This window comes from Arthrobacter sp. 35W (assembly GCF_000482545.1).
Classification (GTDB): Bacteria; Actinomycetota; Actinomycetes; order Actinomycetales; family Micrococcaceae; genus Specibacter.
The window spans coordinates 253250-270076 of the sequence record NZ_KI519454.1 but is presented as its reverse complement, the minus strand read 5'-3'; the positions used below and the strand labels follow the sequence as shown (position 1 = coordinate 270076).

At 66.3% G+C, this 16827-nt stretch carries 12 protein-coding genes and 1 pseudogene; 4 read left to right on the top strand and 9 right to left on the bottom strand.

Translation table 11 applies throughout. The annotated features are described in order from the left end of the window. The first annotated feature begins 358 nt into the window (after positions 1-358). Entirely contained in the window at positions 359-628 is a 270-nt protein-coding gene (locus K254_RS0101215; protein ID WP_155848414.1) for a hypothetical protein, read from the top strand. A 193-nt stretch (positions 629-821) separates the two neighbouring features. On the opposite strand, the pseudogene K254_RS21125 reads toward K254_RS0101215, so the two are convergent. After that, positions 822-2055 (bottom strand): annotated as a pseudogene (locus tag K254_RS21125) (IS110 family transposase). Between the two features lie 354 nt (positions 2056-2409). Between K254_RS21125 and K254_RS25565 the strand changes: the two are divergent. Beyond that, positions 2410-2547: a hypothetical protein gene (locus K254_RS25565; RefSeq protein WP_155848413.1), complete on the top strand. Its 138-nt coding sequence runs from the start codon at positions 2410-2412 to the stop codon at positions 2545-2547. Positions 2548-2555: 8 nt separating this feature from the next. Here the strand turns inward: K254_RS25565 and sufU are convergent, their stop codons facing one another. Both sufU and K254_RS0101190 read right to left on the bottom strand, forming a co-directional pair. Next, on the bottom strand, positions 2556-3032 hold the full coding sequence (sufU, locus tag K254_RS0101195) for a Fe-S cluster assembly sulfur transfer protein SufU (protein ID WP_035749375.1): 477 nt from the start codon (positions 3030-3032) through the stop codon (positions 2556-2558). 5 nt (positions 3033-3037) lie between these two features. Then, a complete protein-coding gene (locus K254_RS0101190; RefSeq protein ID WP_026553847.1) occupies positions 3038-4348 on the bottom strand; it encodes an aminotransferase class V-fold PLP-dependent enzyme in 1311 nt (436 codons plus the stop codon). 329 nt (positions 4349-4677) lie between these two features. Here K254_RS0101190 and K254_RS0101180 point away from each other — a divergent pair, with 329 nt between their 5' ends. Then, complete coding sequence (locus K254_RS0101180) at positions 4678-5760, top strand: hypothetical protein (protein ID WP_026553845.1); 1083 nt, start codon at positions 4678-4680, stop codon at positions 5758-5760. 83 nt (positions 5761-5843) lie between these two features. On the opposite strand, the gene K254_RS0101175 is transcribed toward K254_RS0101180, so the two are convergent. The 3 genes from K254_RS0101175 to K254_RS21115 form a co-directional block, all read right to left on the bottom strand. Further along, positions 5844-7148, bottom strand: a complete 1305-nt coding sequence (locus tag K254_RS0101175) for a glycosyltransferase family 2 protein (protein WP_231391716.1) — start codon at positions 7146-7148, stop codon at positions 5844-5846. Positions 7149-7216: 68 nt separating this feature from the next. Then, positions 7217-9070 carry a polysaccharide deacetylase family protein gene (locus K254_RS21120; RefSeq protein ID WP_231391715.1) on the bottom strand — a complete coding sequence of 618 codons (1854 nt, stop codon included), beginning with the start codon at positions 9068-9070 and terminating at the stop codon, positions 7217-7219. A 78-nt stretch (positions 9071-9148) separates the two neighbouring features. After that, a complete protein-coding gene (locus K254_RS21115) occupies positions 9149-10636 on the bottom strand; it encodes a polysaccharide deacetylase family protein (RefSeq protein ID WP_081709802.1) in 1488 nt (495 codons plus the stop codon). A 513-nt stretch (positions 10637-11149) separates the two neighbouring features. Here K254_RS21115 and K254_RS21110 point away from each other — a divergent pair. Continuing rightward, the gene (locus K254_RS21110; RefSeq protein WP_155848412.1) at positions 11150-12358 is read left to right on the top strand and encodes a chitinase; all 1209 of its coding nucleotides are present in this window, start codon (positions 11150-11152) and stop codon (positions 12356-12358) included. 27 nt (positions 12359-12385) lie between these two features. On the opposite strand, the gene K254_RS0101155 is transcribed toward K254_RS21110, so the two are convergent. Genes K254_RS0101155 through K254_RS0101145 form a run of 3 tightly spaced genes read right to left on the bottom strand, consistent with a single transcriptional unit; the run spans position 12386 to position 15595 of the window. Further along, positions 12386-13162: a hypothetical protein gene (locus tag K254_RS0101155; RefSeq protein ID WP_051388636.1), complete on the bottom strand. Its 777-nt coding sequence runs from the start codon at positions 13160-13162 to the stop codon at positions 12386-12388. 10 nt (positions 13163-13172) lie between these two features. Continuing rightward, the gene (locus tag K254_RS21105) at positions 13173-14180 is read right to left on the bottom strand and encodes a dTDP-glucose 4,6-dehydratase (protein WP_035748840.1); all 1008 of its coding nucleotides are present in this window, start codon (positions 14178-14180) and stop codon (positions 13173-13175) included. A gap of 26 nt (positions 14181-14206) precedes the next feature. Continuing rightward, entirely contained in the window at positions 14207-15595 is a 1389-nt protein-coding gene (locus tag K254_RS0101145; RefSeq protein WP_026553842.1) for a nucleotide sugar dehydrogenase, read from the bottom strand. Positions 15596-16827 lie beyond the last annotated feature (1232 nt).

The following is a 16827-nucleotide window of genomic DNA, read 5'->3' as shown; positions in this document are numbered from 1 at the left end:
CTATTTTCACAGGCGCCAAATCCTCCTTTTGAGTCGGCGGAACGGATATTTGAATCTTTCTATCGATCATGCGGTAGTTCGTTTGACTGAATGCTATCTAGATTGATTCCGTGTTGCTGGCGCTGGGTCACGGGAGAACCACAGTTTTGCGGACAGTATTCTCCAGCGCAGTCACTTGCCCCAAAGTAATTCTACTGTCGACCTCAGCCGTAGGCAAAAATTGGCGACTTAGTAGTCAACTCGATTTTTGATTGTTTCCTCTGTGTCGACTTCGGACGAGGCTGTGCCAGGTCTGCCGGCTACGTGTAGTGCATGTAGGTGCCTTTCATTGCTTCAGTCGAGGGACGTGTAGCACTTCGTGGACCAGGTCAATTTCTCATCGGCTTCTCGTCATCCGCCGGCCGAACCGATCACGTATCGCATTGCGTTGTCGTGGGCTATGTTCCTACTTGGCCCATGGGCGGTTGCAGCGACAAAATTTGCAGGGCTCACCGCGCTGGACCTTGACGTGGCCAACGTCCCTACTACATGCCTGTTCGGTCATCAATGGCTGGTGGCCTTCGCCTGCGATTCGGTCCAGAAGTCGACAGAGGGCTTCGAGGACTCAGCGCAGATTCTGTCCGCGTGAACGGCGTCGGGTTTGCGTTCCGTTCTCGGACCAATTTGCGGTTGTCGGCGTCCTGTGGATGGACGCCGTGCCAGTCGCTATGCGTGAGGAGGTTCTCGAAGACGAAGTCGAGGAGCAATTCGACCTGATTCGCCGATGATGACTACCTCCGGGTCGTCCCCATGTTCTTCGTCAAGTGTGGGGGCGGGTTTTCTTACGAAGACGGGCGGCTGGTGTCGGGCCTGGATGAGCGTCTGCAGCCGGTAGCCAGGCCTCTTTGGCTTCCTCGGTGTTGCACGTCCGATATGGTGCCATCGCAGAGCATCGGAAACAGGACGTCGTGGCGGCGCCGGGCAGGACGATCGGTGCCGGGTTGTGCCGTTTGCCATCTGTCTGTTTCCGCTCGTAGTTGGCCCGTGAGCGGGGTGCCTTCAGCGCCGCGAACGCGGAAAGGAAGGAGGCCCGCTTGAGGTTCTTGTTTCCCCTCTTTGATGGGTCGTCGCCGCGGATCGAGGTGCCCGACCGGCACGTCACCTGGGCCAGCCCGGCATAGGTGGCCAGGTGGCCTGCGGTCTTGAATTCCTTGCCCGCAACCTCGGTGAGGATGCGGGCCTCCGTCCTGACCTGGGCCGCCGGAATGGAGGTCAGGACGGAGTGATGAGGGTGGGCCTCCACGAGGGCCTCGACCTTGGCCAGGATCTCGCTCCGGGAGGTGCGCAGCTGGGCGAGAATGCCCGCAAGCTGCGGCAAGACGATAACCGCCGCGTTGGTGCCGGCGACCACGACGGTCTGCTCACCCAAGGCCGTGAAGATGGCCGCGGCCCAGCCTCCCGGCCCGCGGCGCATGCCGCGTCAGCAGTGCCGCGACCTTGCTTTGGCCGGCCGTGCGCAACGCCGTCGGGGTCGGATACTTGGCCAGCAATGCGGCCATGGCCGGGTGGTCCAGATCCTTGCCGATGACACGTTCTAAGGCCGGGTGGATCTGCGCGATGAGCCCGCAGATCCGGTTGGAGGTGGCTGTGGCCTGCTTCGCCAGGTCGTCATCGAAGCCGCACAGCATCGCCAACTCGGCGGCCGGGTCATCGGCCACGACGATGGAACACAGCGTGTGGGGCAGGGTCCGGGCGGCCTCGGCGATGATCGCCACATCCCGGGCATCGGTCTTGGCCTCGCCGGGGTGCAGATCCGCGACCCGCCGTATGGCCAGGCCCGGCAGGCAGCCGACCATGATGTCCTCGGACTGGGCCACCGCAACCGGCAGGATGATCAACAACCAACAACGCCCGCCCCTTGCCAGCCACTGCCTGGATGATGGCCCGGAGTTTTCCCTCGTCCGGGGGCAGCGCCCGGTCCAGGATCTTCCTGCCCGCCCGGTCGATGGCGACCGCGTGGTGGTTGCTCTTGCCGACGCCGATGAAGAAGTCGACGTGCTCATGGTCCTTGATCACCGCAAACCTCCCAGAATTCGTATCCTTCAATTCTGTTGGAATGTCCAAGCTTGAACGCCGAGGCCGTGGGCGCGGACACCATGGCCGGCCTGCGCGACGCCGTACTGGGCCTGGTCCGCGCCTAAGCGGAGGCGGACCCTCCCGGGTGTCTCGACAGGCTCGACCAGCGGACCTTCCGGGGTCTCGACAAGCTCGACCAGCGGACCTTCCGGGGTCTCGACAAGCTCGACCACCAGGCCGCGGAGCAACCCAAGTAACCCGCGAGTAGCATCCCTGCGGAATAGAGTGTCGGCTCCGGCAAGTGGGGTATAGACCACGCTAGGGAGTGTCGGTGCCCCTGCTTAACGTAGAGGTATGGACGCTAACAAGCAGGAAAGGGTCTGGCACGGCAGCCACCGCGTTGCGAAGGCAACGGTCTGGCAGTCCTACCTCTCCGTGGCCATCATGGGAGTCATTGTCGCTTCCCTCTTTCTGGTGGCAATCCTCCACTGAACCGCCGGCTAGGGGGTGCTCGCCTGTGCCAGCGCCCCCTCCGCGGCCACCCACGCCAACATGGCGCACTTGACCCGGGCCGGGAACTTGGAGACGCCGCCGAGGGCGGCGGCGTCTCCCAACACCTCTTCATCCGCCACCATGGAACCGCGCGAGCGCATCACCTCGCGGAACTGGCCAATGAGCGTGCGCAGCTCCTCCACCGTCATCCCCTTGGCCTCCTGGGCCAGGATCGAGGCCGAGGCCATCGAGATGGAGCAGCCGTCCCCCAGCCAGTGGATGGATTCCACGGTGTTGCCGTCCACGCTCAGGCGCAGGGTGATTTCATCCCCGCAGACCGGGTTGAGCTGGTGCACCTGGCCGCAGCCGGCGTCGTAGGAGGTTTCCGCCGCCTCCTCCGCCGAGAGGTCCGAGCCGCTGCGCAGCTTGGCGTGGTCGAGGATGATCTCCTGGTACATGGCGTCCATGGCGCTGTTGGGCTGCATGGTGTTCACTGCTCTTTTCCGGTGCCGACGCGGAAGTACGGGCGGATCTCCGCCACGGCCTCCAGCAATGCGTCCACCTCGTCGGTGGTGTTGTACAGGTAGGTGCTGGCACGGGTGGAGGCGGTGAGCCCCAGCCGGCGATGCAGCGGCTGCGCGCAGTGGTGCCCCACGCGGACGGCGATGCCCTGGGCGTCCAGGTACTGCCCGACGTCGTGCGCGTGCACGCCCTCGACATGGAAGGCGGCCAGGCCGGTCCGCTCTACGCCGGGCTTGGGGCCCAGGACGCGGATGCCGTCGATGGCGCTCAGCCCGGCCACCAGGCGCTGGCCCAGGGTGGACTCCCAGGCGTGGACGCGGTCCATGCCCGTCTCGCGCAGGTAGTCCACGGCCGAGGCCAAGGCCACGGCCTGGGACACCGGCTGGGTGCCGGCCTCAAAACGGGCCGGGGAGGGCAGGTACTCGGCCGCCTCCATGGTGACGGTGGTGATCATGGAGCCACCGGTGAGGAAGGGCGGCATGGCATTGAGCAGCTCGGCCCGCCCGTAGACGGCGCCGATGCCCGTGGGGGCCAGCATCTTGTGGCCGGAGAAGACGGCGAAGTCCACATCCAGGGCCTTCACATCCAGCGGCAGGTGGGGTGCGCTCTGGCAGGCATCGAGCACCACCAGGGCGCCCACCTCCCGGGCCAGGGCCACCAGCACCGCAACGGGGTTGATGATGCCCAGCACATTGGAGGCGTGCGTGAAGGCCAGCACCTTGGTCCGGGGGCCGATCAGCACCGCGGCCTCCTCCAGGCGGAGGGCGCCGTCGTCGTCCACGGGGATGAACTTCAAAGTTGCCCCGGTGCGGCGGCACAGCTCCTGCCACGGGATCAGGTTGGCGTGGTGTTCCATCTCGGTCACCACCACCTCATCCCCCGGGCCCAGGGCAAAGCGGGCGGCCTCGGCGGACACCGTGCCCACGCTGGCGTTGGAGAAGGAATAGGCCAGCAGGTTCAGCCCGGCGGTGGCGTTGGAGGTCCAGAAGAGCTCGTCCTCGCCGGCGCCGACAAATCCGGCCACGGTGGTGCGCGCGTCCTCAAAGGCGTCGGTGGCCTCGGCGGCCAGCGAGTGGGCCCCGCGGTGCACGGCGGCGTTGCGCTGCTCGTAGAACTCCTGCTCAGCCTCCATCACGCTGATGGGATTCTGCGAGGTGGCCCCGGAGTCCAGATAGATCAGATCCCGCCCGGCCATCTGCTGGCTGAGCACCGGGAAATCGTTGCGGATCCGGCGGACCGCGGCGTCGTCCAAAGGCGCGGATTCATGTACGGCGTCCACGGTAGATTCTCCTTAATGGCCACCCGCAGCATCCACGGGCGGTGGCGGTGTTGGTGTACCACCTCCAGTTTAGGCGTCCGTAACATCAAGCACTAAAACGGGATTCGTGTAGGATTGGGGACCGTACCATCTGTGATGCCGGTGCTCTTCTGGGTGAGCGCCGTGCCGTTCGGGCCGTTTCCGGCCCGCGTGATGGACTCCTCATGACGCAGCCAGGGCCACTTTTCGTGTGCCCGGCTGTCTGTATGGCAGGTCTCCACTGCTGTGGTTTTGCGCTGCTTCGGTGTGCCGTACACGCCCATGCCCCCAACAGATTTGCTTTCAATAATATGAAACGTCTCGCGACTGTCCTCATCACCATTTTCGTCCTGATTTTCGGCGGAATGGTCACCATTTCCGCTGCCAACGCGGCGAACAACTCCAATGGCCAGAACAACTGCCGGTGGGATTCCTTCCGCTACAAGTGTTCAAAGCCGGCTACACCCAAGCCGAGCGCCACCCCCTCCGCCACGGCAAGCAAGAGCCCCAAGCCGACCGCTTCGGCCGCGCCGTCCACCAGTGCGCCGTCGACGCCGGCGCCGACGCAGGCACCTGCTCCGGCCCCGACCACGGCCCCGGCTCCCCCGGCTGCAGGCGGCTCCGGTGCCAGCAACTACCCGTTGCACACCAACGTCGTCAGCACCACCTTCTGGGTGGGTGAGATCTTCAACGCCTCCCTCGCGGATGGCTCCCAGGTCTGCTCGACGTACCACGGCCAGTGGGCCTTCTCCCACACCGGCATCAACAAGGGCACCGTGCCCTCCTCGGCCGAGGGTTGCGCCGGTTCCATCATTGGTGGCTGCGACGGCGTGAGCTCCGGCTCCGGCACCAGCTTCAAGTGCGCCACCGAGCGCCGCGATGCCTCCAACGGCTACTTCCCCAAGACGCAGCCCACCCCGCTGGAGAACCCGTTCTACCTGGATCTGCCCTACGACGATCTGAACGATCCGACGGCCTTCAAGGAGCGTTGCACGGTTATTCCGTGGGCCGCTGCTGACAACGCCGCCACCGGCAAGAACAACTGTGCCAACGGCAGCTACAGCTACATGAAGAACCACTGGGTTGAGCTGACCGGCCCGAACGGCAACACCTGCTACGGCCAGGTCGAAGATGCAGGCCCCTCCAGCGGCTCGCTGTACCACGACAAGAACTACGTCTTCGGCACCGGCGATGCCCGCCCGGCGAACACGCAGTTCTCCGCCGACAAGAGCCAGGGTGCCGGCGCTGACGTCTCCCCCGCTCTGAACGGCTGCCTCGGATTCTCCGAGCTGGACGGCAGCAACGACCACGTGTCATGGCGCTTCATTGACGCCGCCAATGTACCGGCTGGTCCGTGGCTGAACGTTGTGACGACCTCCGGCGTGCAGAACTAGCACCCGAGGGAAGCAACGCTCCTTCACACACCAGGGGCGGGACCGGACATCCGGTCCCGCCCCTGGTGGTTTAAGTAAGGCGGTTAGACGGTGCTGCGCTGGATCCGCCGGGCCGGGCTGGTCCAGGCCCCGGACGACGACGCCGAGAACGCCTCCGACAAGGCCCGCATGCACAGCACGGCATCGACAATCCGCATGAACGGGAACAACGGTGCGTACAGCAGCAGCCCCGGCTTGCGCAGCGACACGACGGCCAGCAGGGTCAGCACCAGATCCGGGATGAACACTCCGATCAGCACGTCCTGCGGCCGCAGAACCCCTGCCACAAACACCAGCAGGTCCGAGTGCTCCCCTGCCGCCAGCATCAGGGACGCCGTGAGCGAGAGCGCAAAGACCGGCACCAGCAGGATGAAGAAGACGCAGCTGGCCACCAGCTCAATGATGTAGATGGTCAACACCAGCCAGAACCTGCTCCACTGCTTCTTGTGCCGGCGCACCGTCTGCCAGAAGCCCAGAATCCACCGCTGGACCTGGCGCGTGTAGTCGCGAAGATTGTCCGGGTCCTGGGTGTAGGCAATGGCCGCCTGGGGGTGGAAGGCAATCCGGCCGAGCTTCTTGGCATGGATCTCGAACGTCATGTTGAAGTCCTCGATCACCAGCCCGGGCGCCAGGACATTGATCTTTTCCAGGGCGCTGCTGCGGTACATGCTGGCAAAACCGGGAACGATGTTGACTACATTGGCACCCCGGGCGGCCTGGCCGTACTTGAGCAGCAGCTGCACCACGATGTACAGGCGCTCCCGGTAGAAGACCAGGAACCGGCCCAGCCAGGTCGGTGCCGCCGGCGTCATGATGGACTTCGCCCGGCCCGCCACGGCCACCACCGTCGGATCGTCAAAGAGCGGCAGCCCCGTCTTCAAATAGTCCGCCGCGGGGCGCGTATCGGCGTCGAGCAGCATCACCACCTTGAACCGGTGGCAGAGGTCGAAGTGCTCGATCCCCGCGGCCAGGGCCCCGGCCTTGCCGCGGTTGTTCTCCAGGTCCAGCACCCGCACACCGGCGGCCCGGGCGATCTCCGCCGTCTGGTCCGTGGATTTGTCCGAGATGACGTGGATGTTGTGCAGCGGCACCAGCACGGCCACGGTCCTGATGGTCTCGGTGATGACCAGGGCCTCGTTGTGTGCGGCAATCAACACCGCCACCGACCATGGCTTGACACGGGTCCCCCGGGACCGGTGCCGGCGGGTTTCCGGCACCTCCTGGGGCATGTTCTCCAATGGTGTGGGCAGGTAGTCCCCCAGGGTCCTGAACGGGTTCAAGGTGCCGGCGTGGCGGACCTTGAACCTTTCTACTGCCTCGTAGCCCCGAACCCCCAGTTCGGTGGACAAACGAAGCAATCCCACGAGAGACCAAAATACGGTGCTTAAACCAAGCACCAAGACCAGGTAAAAGATTGTCATAGCGGCGGCGCCCCCACAGTGTTGTACATTGCATAGTCATCGGTCGTCAGCGTGCCGACGTTGAAGAGGCTCAGCCCAAAACTGATGGCCGTGGCTCCGGCAGGCAGTGCGGTGGTGGTAAAGCTGGCTTGGGTGTAGGTGGGCGAGGCGGCGAGCCAGGGGCCGTAGGTCCAGAGCTGCCAGACCCCACCGGAGTCCCTGTAGTAGACGGCAAACTGCGTCACCGCCGTCGACTTGTACCAGGCCCGCAACGAATAAGTGTTTCCGGCAATGGCCGCCGGGGAGCAGGCTCCGCTGTCCAGCGTGGACAGCAGCTTCGCGTCCCCATTGGTGTAGGCCGTGATCGCCAGCTTCTCCGCTGCGGTTCCGCTGTGCGCCTCGGCCCCGGTCACGGTGCTGAAGGCGGCGGTGTTGGTGCCAAAGCCCGCGCCCTGCCAGCATTGCGGCGTGGCGCCCGAGGGGGTCTCCAGACCGGCGTTCTGCACCAGGTTGGTTCCCGGGGCCGGCGGCGGCGGAACCGGGATGGATGCGGCGTCGTACATCTCGTAGTCGTCAGTGACGAGCGTGCCGTTGCTGAAGAGGTTCAGCCCGAAGCTCACGCCTGATGCACCGGCGGGCAGGGCCGGGGTGGTCCACATCGCCTTTTGGTAGGTGGTGGACGCCGGGAACCATGGGCTGGAGGTCCAGTAGGCCCAGGAGCCCAGGCCTGTGCGGTAGTACAGCACAAACTGCGTGTTGGCCGTTGAGGTGTACCAGGCACTCAATTGATAGGAATGCCCCACCGTTGCCGTGGGTGAACAGCCGCCCAGATCCAGCGATGGCAGCAGTTTTGCGTCGCCATTGGCGTAGCCGCTGACCACCAGCTTCTCGGCCCGGGTGCCGCTGTGGCCGGGTGTCACGGTGGTGAACGCCGCGGTGTTGGTGCCGTAGCCGCCGGCCTGCCAGCACTGCGGCACGGTCCCGGCCAGGGTCTCAAGCCCGGGGTTCTTGACCAGATTGCCCGTTCCCTGGGGTGGCACCGGAGGCCCGGAGACCAGCGGTTTGGCCGCTCCTCCAATGACCTGTTGGACGGTCTTGATGGAGGTGGTCAGCGGGCGAAGCTTCAGCCAGGTGGCGAACTGCAGGAAGAGCGCCGGCTTGATGTTCAGCGGATCGGTGCTGGTGGCGGAAATGTGGTGGAAGGTGAACTGCACCCATCCGCCCACGGATTCGGCCTTGGTTACGATGCCTTGCAGGTCCGCCAGCGTCCAGGTGCTCTCCACCTCATCGGGGGCCTGGGTGACCATGGGGTTGGCCGGCGGGATGGTCTCGGCAAAGGGGCAGCCGTTGCAGCCGAACTTGGTCGAGATGTCCCCCAAACCACGGGCACTGTTGTAGCCGCAGCTGGCCACCAGTGCCTGCACGGCGGGATTCTCTGCGGCAAAGGGGTAGGCAAAGCTGGTGGTCGTGAAACCCCAGTTGGCGAGGTTGACCCTGTCATTGCAGATCTGGCGCGTGGCCTCATCGGCCGGCAGCGTGGTCAGATCAGGGTGGGTCACCGTGTGGCCGCCGATCTCGTGGCCGGCGTTCTTCAGGGTTGTCAGATCGGCCTGGGTCAAGTAGCCCGGAGCGTTGATGAAGCCGGAAGGGATAAAGAACGTCCCCTTCATGCCCAGCAGATTCATGGTGTTGGCGGCCGTGAGCTGGTCCGCGTTGCCGTCGTCGAACGTCAAACTGACCACCGTGGGCAGGGCCGCCTGGGCCGGGGCGGCCACCAGCACGGCCGCCCCCACGGAAAGCACCGCCGTGGCGATGGCCGTTGCCGCAGCTAACAGGACCTTGCCGAAACGGCGCCCAGGGGGGCCGTTCACTTCCGTTCTGTTCATGATGACAACTCGCTTCCGTAAGGGGGTTCGGGTGGTGCCGGTGGGAGGGGTTCCCGGAGCGCCCTAGGGCGCGACGCCTGCGTCCGTCATGAAAAAGTCATCCGTAAGGAGACGGCCGTCCGCGAACAGGTTCAGGCCAAAGCTGATGGCGACGGCGTCGGCGGGCACCGGCGGCGTGTGCCAGCGCGCCTCGGTGTAGTCCGCCGCCGGGGCATACCAGGGGCTGGCGGTCCAATAGGTCCACGCGCCCAGGGAATTGCGGTAGTAGAGCTCGAATTGCGTGGCCTGGGTGGAGGTGTACCAGGCGCCCAGATCGTAGCTGTGCCCCGGCAGCGCCTTCGGGCTGCAGGCGCCAAGGTCCAGCGTCGGCAGCACCTTCGCATCTCCTGAGGCGTAGCCTGTCACGTCCAGCTGCGCCGCGGCGCCGCCGTTGCGGCCCTCGGCGGAGGTGGAGAAGTTCGGCGCATTGGTTCCGTAGGCGGACATCTGCCAGCACTGCGGCAGGCCCCAGGCGCCGGGCGTTTCCATGCCCGGATTGGCCAGCGCATTCACACCCGCGGGGGCTGGCACCGGCACCGGCCCCGGGACGGCGGGCTTGGCCACGCCGCCCACCACCTCGTGCACGGTGCGGACAAACGTTGCACCCTCCAGCGTCTGCTCGGCCAGCCAGCGGGCAAAGTCCTCAAAGACCTCGGAGCTGACGGACCGGGGATCACCGTCGTCGGCGACGCCATGGAACACCAGCTGGACCCACCCGCCGCCGGCCGCCGCCCCAGCCTCCACCGAGTGCTTGAGATCCTCCACGCTCCAGCGGGCGCCCACCTCGGAGGTGGCCCGGGTGTTGAAGGGATCAACGGGATTGACGGGCTCGACGGCGGCGCAGCCGGGGCAGTCCACGCTGGTGGCCAGCGTCCCCATGCCCCGGGCGCTGTTGTAGCCGCAGCCGGAAACGATGGCCTGCACCTCGGGCGTCACAGTGGGGAAGGCATAGGAGAACGACGTGGCCTTGAAACCCCATTCGGTCAGATTGGTTCTGTCATTGCACACCTGCCGGGTGGCTTCCGCCGGATCCATCGAGGCCAGATCGGCCAGCGAAAAGGTGTGTCCGCCAATCTCGTGGCCATCGTCCGCCAGCTTCTGCAGATCCGGCCGTGTCATATGGCCGGGTTGTCCCACGAAGCCGCTGTTGATGAAGAAGGTGCCCTTGAACCCGTACTTGTCCAGAATCGCCGCTGCCGCCAGCTGGTCATTGCTGCCCTCATCAAAGGTGAGGCTGACGCTGGTGAGCGGCGTTCCGGGCAGCGGCACCTTCGTGGCCTGCGGACGGATGCCCGCCGATTGGGCCTCCGCGAGGGCGGCCGGACCAAGGGGCGGCATCAGCGAGGCACCGGCCACCACTAGGGCCGCCACCGAGAACCAGCCCGCCGCCCGACGCCGGGTGCGCAGCACCTGGCTGCGGTGCGGGCCGCCGTGGAAGAGGTCACCCGGGTCGCGGCCGTTCCCTGTGGATTCTCCGCGCTCTGCGCGGGACGGTGTGCGATGACCGAACATACGGGGATCCCCCTCACGGTTTCATGGTCCATGTCCGTGACCGCTCCGCATCGGCCCTCCCGCGGCTGCGGCCTGGGGCCGCAATTGCAAGGGACCGGTGACGACTGGGGGAAAGCCTTGGTCTCAAAGGCTTATTCGTCACCGGTCCCCGTCCAAACGCCTCGAACCTTCCGGCCCGGGCAAACTTTGCAGCGTCAGCAGCTCCAGTACTGCACCAACGCTGAGTAATCATTACGAGACCCGATTTCTCCCCCGGCGGACCTGCCACCGACTGATAACCACAGCCTAGGGACCGCCTCCATCCGCGGGCACGAGTAGGGCCTACCCGTCTTTGGCCAATGCCGGGGCCGTGGCGGGGATCCACCACTTGCGACTACGCAGTGGGCTACTCGCATGGCTGCGGGGAACACTTGGGCCCGCCCGGGCGCGTCCCTATGGACTGCCCCGCTCCGGGCATACAATGCGGTACACATGGGCCGCTACGGCGGGACGCAACAATGCGATGCAGAGGGGGTGGGCGCAGTGGGTGTCCAGCGTGAACGCTTCGCGACCGCGGCGAAAACGCGCAGAACGCTGCGCAACGGTCCACTCCCGGGCCCCGACAGGGAACGCGGCCGGCGACAGCGCAAGGTGGCCACCGCCGTCGTACTGGCGCTGGCCGTCATCGCGGCCGGCAGCGCCCTGTGGATCAGCAGCCTCCAGGCCGCCGTGCGGGCCGGCCCCTGGTTCGGCGGGTACGTCGATGTGACGGTGCAGCCGGGCTACGATTTCAACACCCCCGCCGGCGATCTGGAGCGCAATGTGGTGCTGGCCTTTGTCGTCGCCACCCCCGCCGATCCCTGCACACCCCGGTGGGGCGCCGAATACAGCCTGGACGACGCCGCCGCGCAGCTGGGCCTGGACGCACGGGTCAAGGAACTGCGCAGCCATGGCGGCGACGCCTCGGTGTCCTTCGGCGGCGCCGTCAATGACGAGCTCGCCACCGTGTGCACCGATCCCGGCTCCCTGCTGGGCGCCTACCGCCAGGTGGTGGAGCGCTACGCATTGAAGATGGTGGACTTCGACGTCGAGGCCGGCAACCTGGTGGACCTCACCGCCGCCACGCGGCGGGCCCAGGCGGTGGCAGCCCTCCAGCGCGAGCGGGCCCTGTCCGGCAAACCGCTGGGGGTGTGGCTGACGCTGCCCGTTTCCCCCCGCGGCCTCACCGATGAGGGGACCACCACCGTGGAGGCCATGATCAAGGCCGGCGTGGACCTGTCGGGGGTGAACCTGATGACCATGAACTATGGCGCCAGCCGCAGTGCCGGACAGAGCATGGCCGACGCCTCCCTGGCGGCCGCCACGGCGGCGCATTCCCAGCTGAGCATCATCTACCAGCGCGCCGGCAAGAGCCTGGATTCCCAGACGGTCTGGGCCATGATCGGGCTGACGCCGATGGCGGGCGAAAACGAAATCTCCACCGATGTCTTCACCCTGGACGCCGCCCAGGCGCTGCACGATTTCGCCGTCGAGCGCGGTGTGGGGCGGATGTCCTTCTGGTCGCTGAACCGCGACCGTCCCTGCCCGGCGGGCACGCCGTCGGCCGCGGCCGGGACGGGCAACGGGGCCAGCCACATCTGTTCGGGCACGACGGCGCCGGCCGGCGCCTTTGTCACCACGCTGGGCACGGGAATGGCCGGCCCCGGCGCCGCGGACCCCTCCTTCAAGGGGAGCATGCGGTAGCCGGAACCGGCCGGTTGCTGGCTGCGTCTACAGCCGCACCCCGCTGGTGGTCACCAGGTCCTTCCACGGGCCGTCCGGAACGTCGGCAAAGTCCACAAACTGCCAGTCGACCTTGTCGCTCTCGCCGTCCAATTCGCTGAACCCCAGGCACCCGTTCATGGCCGGCGAGACGTCCATGCCGGCGGAGTTGAAGTTCTTGTTGACCGGCCGGGCGTCATCGCTGCCGAACACATAGGCCTTGTCGTGGTACTGGCCGGGCCCGGCGTCCTCGATCTGGCCGTAGCAGACCGAGTCCCCCATCTTCACCTTCACCCAGCGGTTCTTCATGTAGCTGAAGGTGCGGCTCTTCTCCTGCCCGGCAAAGCCGGTGTCCCCCGCCCACGGGATCACCGAGGCGCGCTCGGCGAACGCCTTGGCGTCATTGACGTCGTCGTACGGCAGGTCCAGGTAGAACGGGTTCTCCTTGGGCGTCATGGCTGTGGGTTTGAAACCGTTGGCGGCCGTGCGCGCCTCGGTCTGGCAGTCCGGCGCCATCACGCCGTCGCACCCCCCGTAGCTGCCCTCCCAATCGGAGTCATAGGTGGAGTAGACCTGGGAGCCATCCGCCGCGTTGGGATCGAAAATCTCCCCCACCCAAAACGTGGTGGCCACAATGCCGGTGTGCCATGGATACTTGCCACCGGATGCGCTCGGGGATGGACCGGGCGTCGGCCCGGGGATGCATCCAGTGAGCACCAACACCACGGCGGCCGCCGAAGCGGCCGCCAGGTGCACCCGACGAAGCGGGTTCTTGCGCGAGACCATGTTGTGAAGCCTAGCCCGCCGCGACGGCAGTCCGTGCGCCGCGGGTGCGTGGCGCGCCGCCCAGCCGGAACTCCGCCGCAACATTGAGGATGATCTCATCGATGGTGGTCTTCGGATCGAACCCCACCAGGGCCTTGGACTTGGTGTTGTCCGGAACCCTCCGGCGCATGTCCTCGTAGCCCTCGGCATAGGCTTCCTCGTACGGCACCAGGGTGATGGTGCTGGGGCTTTCCAGCAGTTCGATGATCCGCTGGGCCAGCGTGAGGATGGAGATCTCGTGGCTGCCGCCGAGGTTGTAGGCGTTGCCGTAGGCGGCCGTGTCCGCGGAGATCCGCGTAATGGCCGGCACGATGTCCCCGACATAGGAGAAGCAGCGGGTCTGCAGGCCATCGCCGTAGACGGTGACGGGCTCCCCCGCCAGCGCCTGGCGGATCAAGCGGGGAACCACCATGCCGTACCGCCCGCGCTGGCGCGGACCGACGGTGTTGAACAGGCGGACGATGGCCACATGCAGGCCGAACTCCCGCCAGTACGAGTGCGCGAACGCCTCATCGATGCCCTTGGCCGCCGCGTAGGTCCACCGGGACTTCAGCGGCGAGCCCAGGATCCTGTCCGACTCCTCGTTCAGGCTGTCCGAGGCATTCTTGCCGTACACCTCGCTGGTGGAGGCCAGCAGCAGGCTGGCCCCGGCGTCGAGCACCGAATCCAGCACCACTTCGGTGCCGTGGATGTTGGTGCGCAGGCTCTCCAGCGGGTGCTCCACGATCAGATTCACGCCCACGGCTGCGGCCAGGTGGAACACCCGGTCCGCGCCGCGGACGAGGCTGTCGACGGCCCGCCGGTCAAGGATGCTGCCCTCGGCAAAGCTGAACCGCGGGTGCTTGAGCACGGGTGCCAGGTTCTCGATCCGGCCGGTGGAGAGGTTGTCCAACACCGCAACCTCGTCCCCTCCCGCCAGCAGGTGTTCTACCAGGTGGCTGCCGATGAATCCGGCTCCACCAGTGATTGCGGTTTTCATGGTTCTCTCCTCCTCAGTGGTGGCTTCTAGAGCCGGATCAGGTTCGCTGCGTTGGGCAGCTTGTACGTGGTGTCCAGAACAACAGGGACGTCATCCAGGAAAGAGAGGTCGACGCCGGTGTGCCGAGTGTGCACGATGGCCAGGTCCGGCTTCCACGCCGCCGGGTCCTCCAGGGAGGAGAGCCTCCCACCGCTGCCGTCCGGCGCCGTCGGGCACCAGTTGTCGTAGTACGCCACCTGGGCGTCCTCGGCACGCAGCGCCTCGATGATCTCCAGCGCCGGCGATTCCCGCAGGTCTTCGACGTCGGGCTTGTAGGCCACGCCGACGATCAGCACCCGGGCGGCACTGATGCCGTGGTCGCGGTCCGACAGGATCCGCCGGGCCCGCTCCACCACCTGGTGCGGACGGGCGGCAATGCCGGCCATGGCACTCTCGATCACGGGAGTGGCCAGACGGGCCTTGCGCAGCTGCCACAACAGGTAGTGCGGATCGCAGGGGATGCAGTGCCCGCCAACGCCGGGGCCGGGGGTGAACGGCATGAACCCGTACGGCTTGGTGGCCGCCGCGTTGATGACATCCATGACCTCGATGTGCATGGCCTGGCAGATGTCGGCAAACTCGTTCGCCAGCGCGATGTTGACGGCCCGGAAGGTGTTTTCCACCAGCTTGGTCATCTCAGCGGCGTCGGCGCTGGGCACCACGTGGACCAGCTTGGTGCTGGCCTGCAGCAGTGCCTCGGCGGCGCGGCCGCAGGCCTCCGTGACGCCACCCACCACGCGCGGCACGTCCTCGTGGGAGAACGCGTCGACACCGGGGTTGATGCGCTCCGGGGAGAAGGCCACGAAGACATCCTTGCCGGCCACCAGGCCGCGGGCCTCCAACGGCAGTGCCAGCATGTCGCGTGTGGTGCCCACGTAGGTGGTGGAGGTCAGCATCAACAGCTGGCCCGGCACCGCAAACTCCACGACGGCCGCGCAGGCAGAGCGCAGGATGCTCAGATCAGGCACCAGATACGAGTCAACGGGCGTGGGTACGCAGACAATGACGGCGGCGGCCTTGGCCAGCAGCGACAGATCGGTGCTGATGACAAAGTCCGGGCTTTCCAGTGCCGTTGCCAGCCTGGCCCGGTCCGAGCCCAGCAGATCCGCCTGCTGCGAGCGGATGGTGGCCAGCCGGGCCTCGGAGACATCCAGGCCCACCACCTTGCGCCCTGAAGCATTGACGGCCAGCGCGGTGGGCAGTCCTACATACCCCAACCCGACGATGGCAACATCGAAGCTGAATCCGGTGCCGGTGGAGCGGACCGCCTGGGGCAGGTCCTCTTCCTCGGTCCAGACCAGCTGTTCGCTGCCGTGGCTTGTGGTGGCTGGCAGGTGGCCGCCCTTGCGTGCCCTGACCCTAGTATTTGGTGACATTGTTCCTTGACCTCCCAGTACGTGATGCGTGCCAAACGCCAAAGAACCGGCGGCGACGCTGTGGAACCTCGGTCTCAGAAGGTCCGTAAAGCGCAGCCGCCGGCTCGTTTAAGGGGGCCCGCACCGAAGGCGCGGAACCTGCCGCCGGGTGGCGGTCCAGTGAATCTATGAGCTTTGAGCCAGCTCGCAATAACATTTGAGAGAGACCTAACTTCAACCACTGTCGGCCGTTCTCGACCGACAATCACAGCCTAGGAATCTGCCAGCGGCGAAGCGCGAGTGGTTTCTACCCGTCTTTGTGCCAGGTTCCCACGGGGATCGAGTGCACTACCCGGTGGATACCCGCCCACCACTCGCATGGCTACTTGTTCGCACCGCGGCGGGCCGGGGGCGAGTACGGCGGGCTGTGTTTGAGGTGCAGCGGTGCATCGGGGACACGGTTCCCCTCCCAGGACGCGTCTCCTATTGCGTCCTTGAAGGGGAACTGCGTCCCCGGACCGCATTCGGCCGGCGGCGTGGGGTGGTGCATGACGCGGATGGGGCGGGGCATGACTCGGCGTGGAAGCAGCCACACGTCCCGGCATCCTGCGCACATCGCAGCCGGCTCCCCCACCGCCGTCGAACATTCGCATCCGGGACACGGTTCCCCGCCCATGACGCGTCTGCTATTGCGTCATGGAAGGGGAACTGCGTCCCCGGCCGCATTCGGCCTGCGACGCGCGCGCGGCACGGCTCCCCCACCGCCGTCGAACACTTGCATCCGGGACAGGGTTCCCCGCCCAGGACGCGTCTGCTATTGCGTCATGGAAGGGGAACTGCGTCCCCGGCTGCATTCGGCCGGCGGCGTGGGGTGGTGCATGACGCGGATGGGGCGTGACGCGGCGTGGGGTGGGGCATGACTCGGCGTGGAAGCAGCCACACTGTCCGGGTATCTTGCGCATACCGCAGCCAGCTCCCCCACCGCCGTCGAACACTTGCATCCGGGACACGGTTCCCCGCCCAAGACGCGTCTCCTATTGCGTCCTCGAAGGGGAACTGCGTCCCGGACCGCATTTGGCCGGCGGCGTGGGGTGGTGCATGACGCGGGGTGGAAGCAGCCACACTGTCCGGGTATCTTGCGCACATCGCAGCCAGCTCCCCCACCGCCGTCGAACACTTGCATCCGGGACACGGTTCCCCGCCCAAGACGCGTCTCCTATTGCGTCATGGAAGGGGAACTGCGTCCCCGGCTG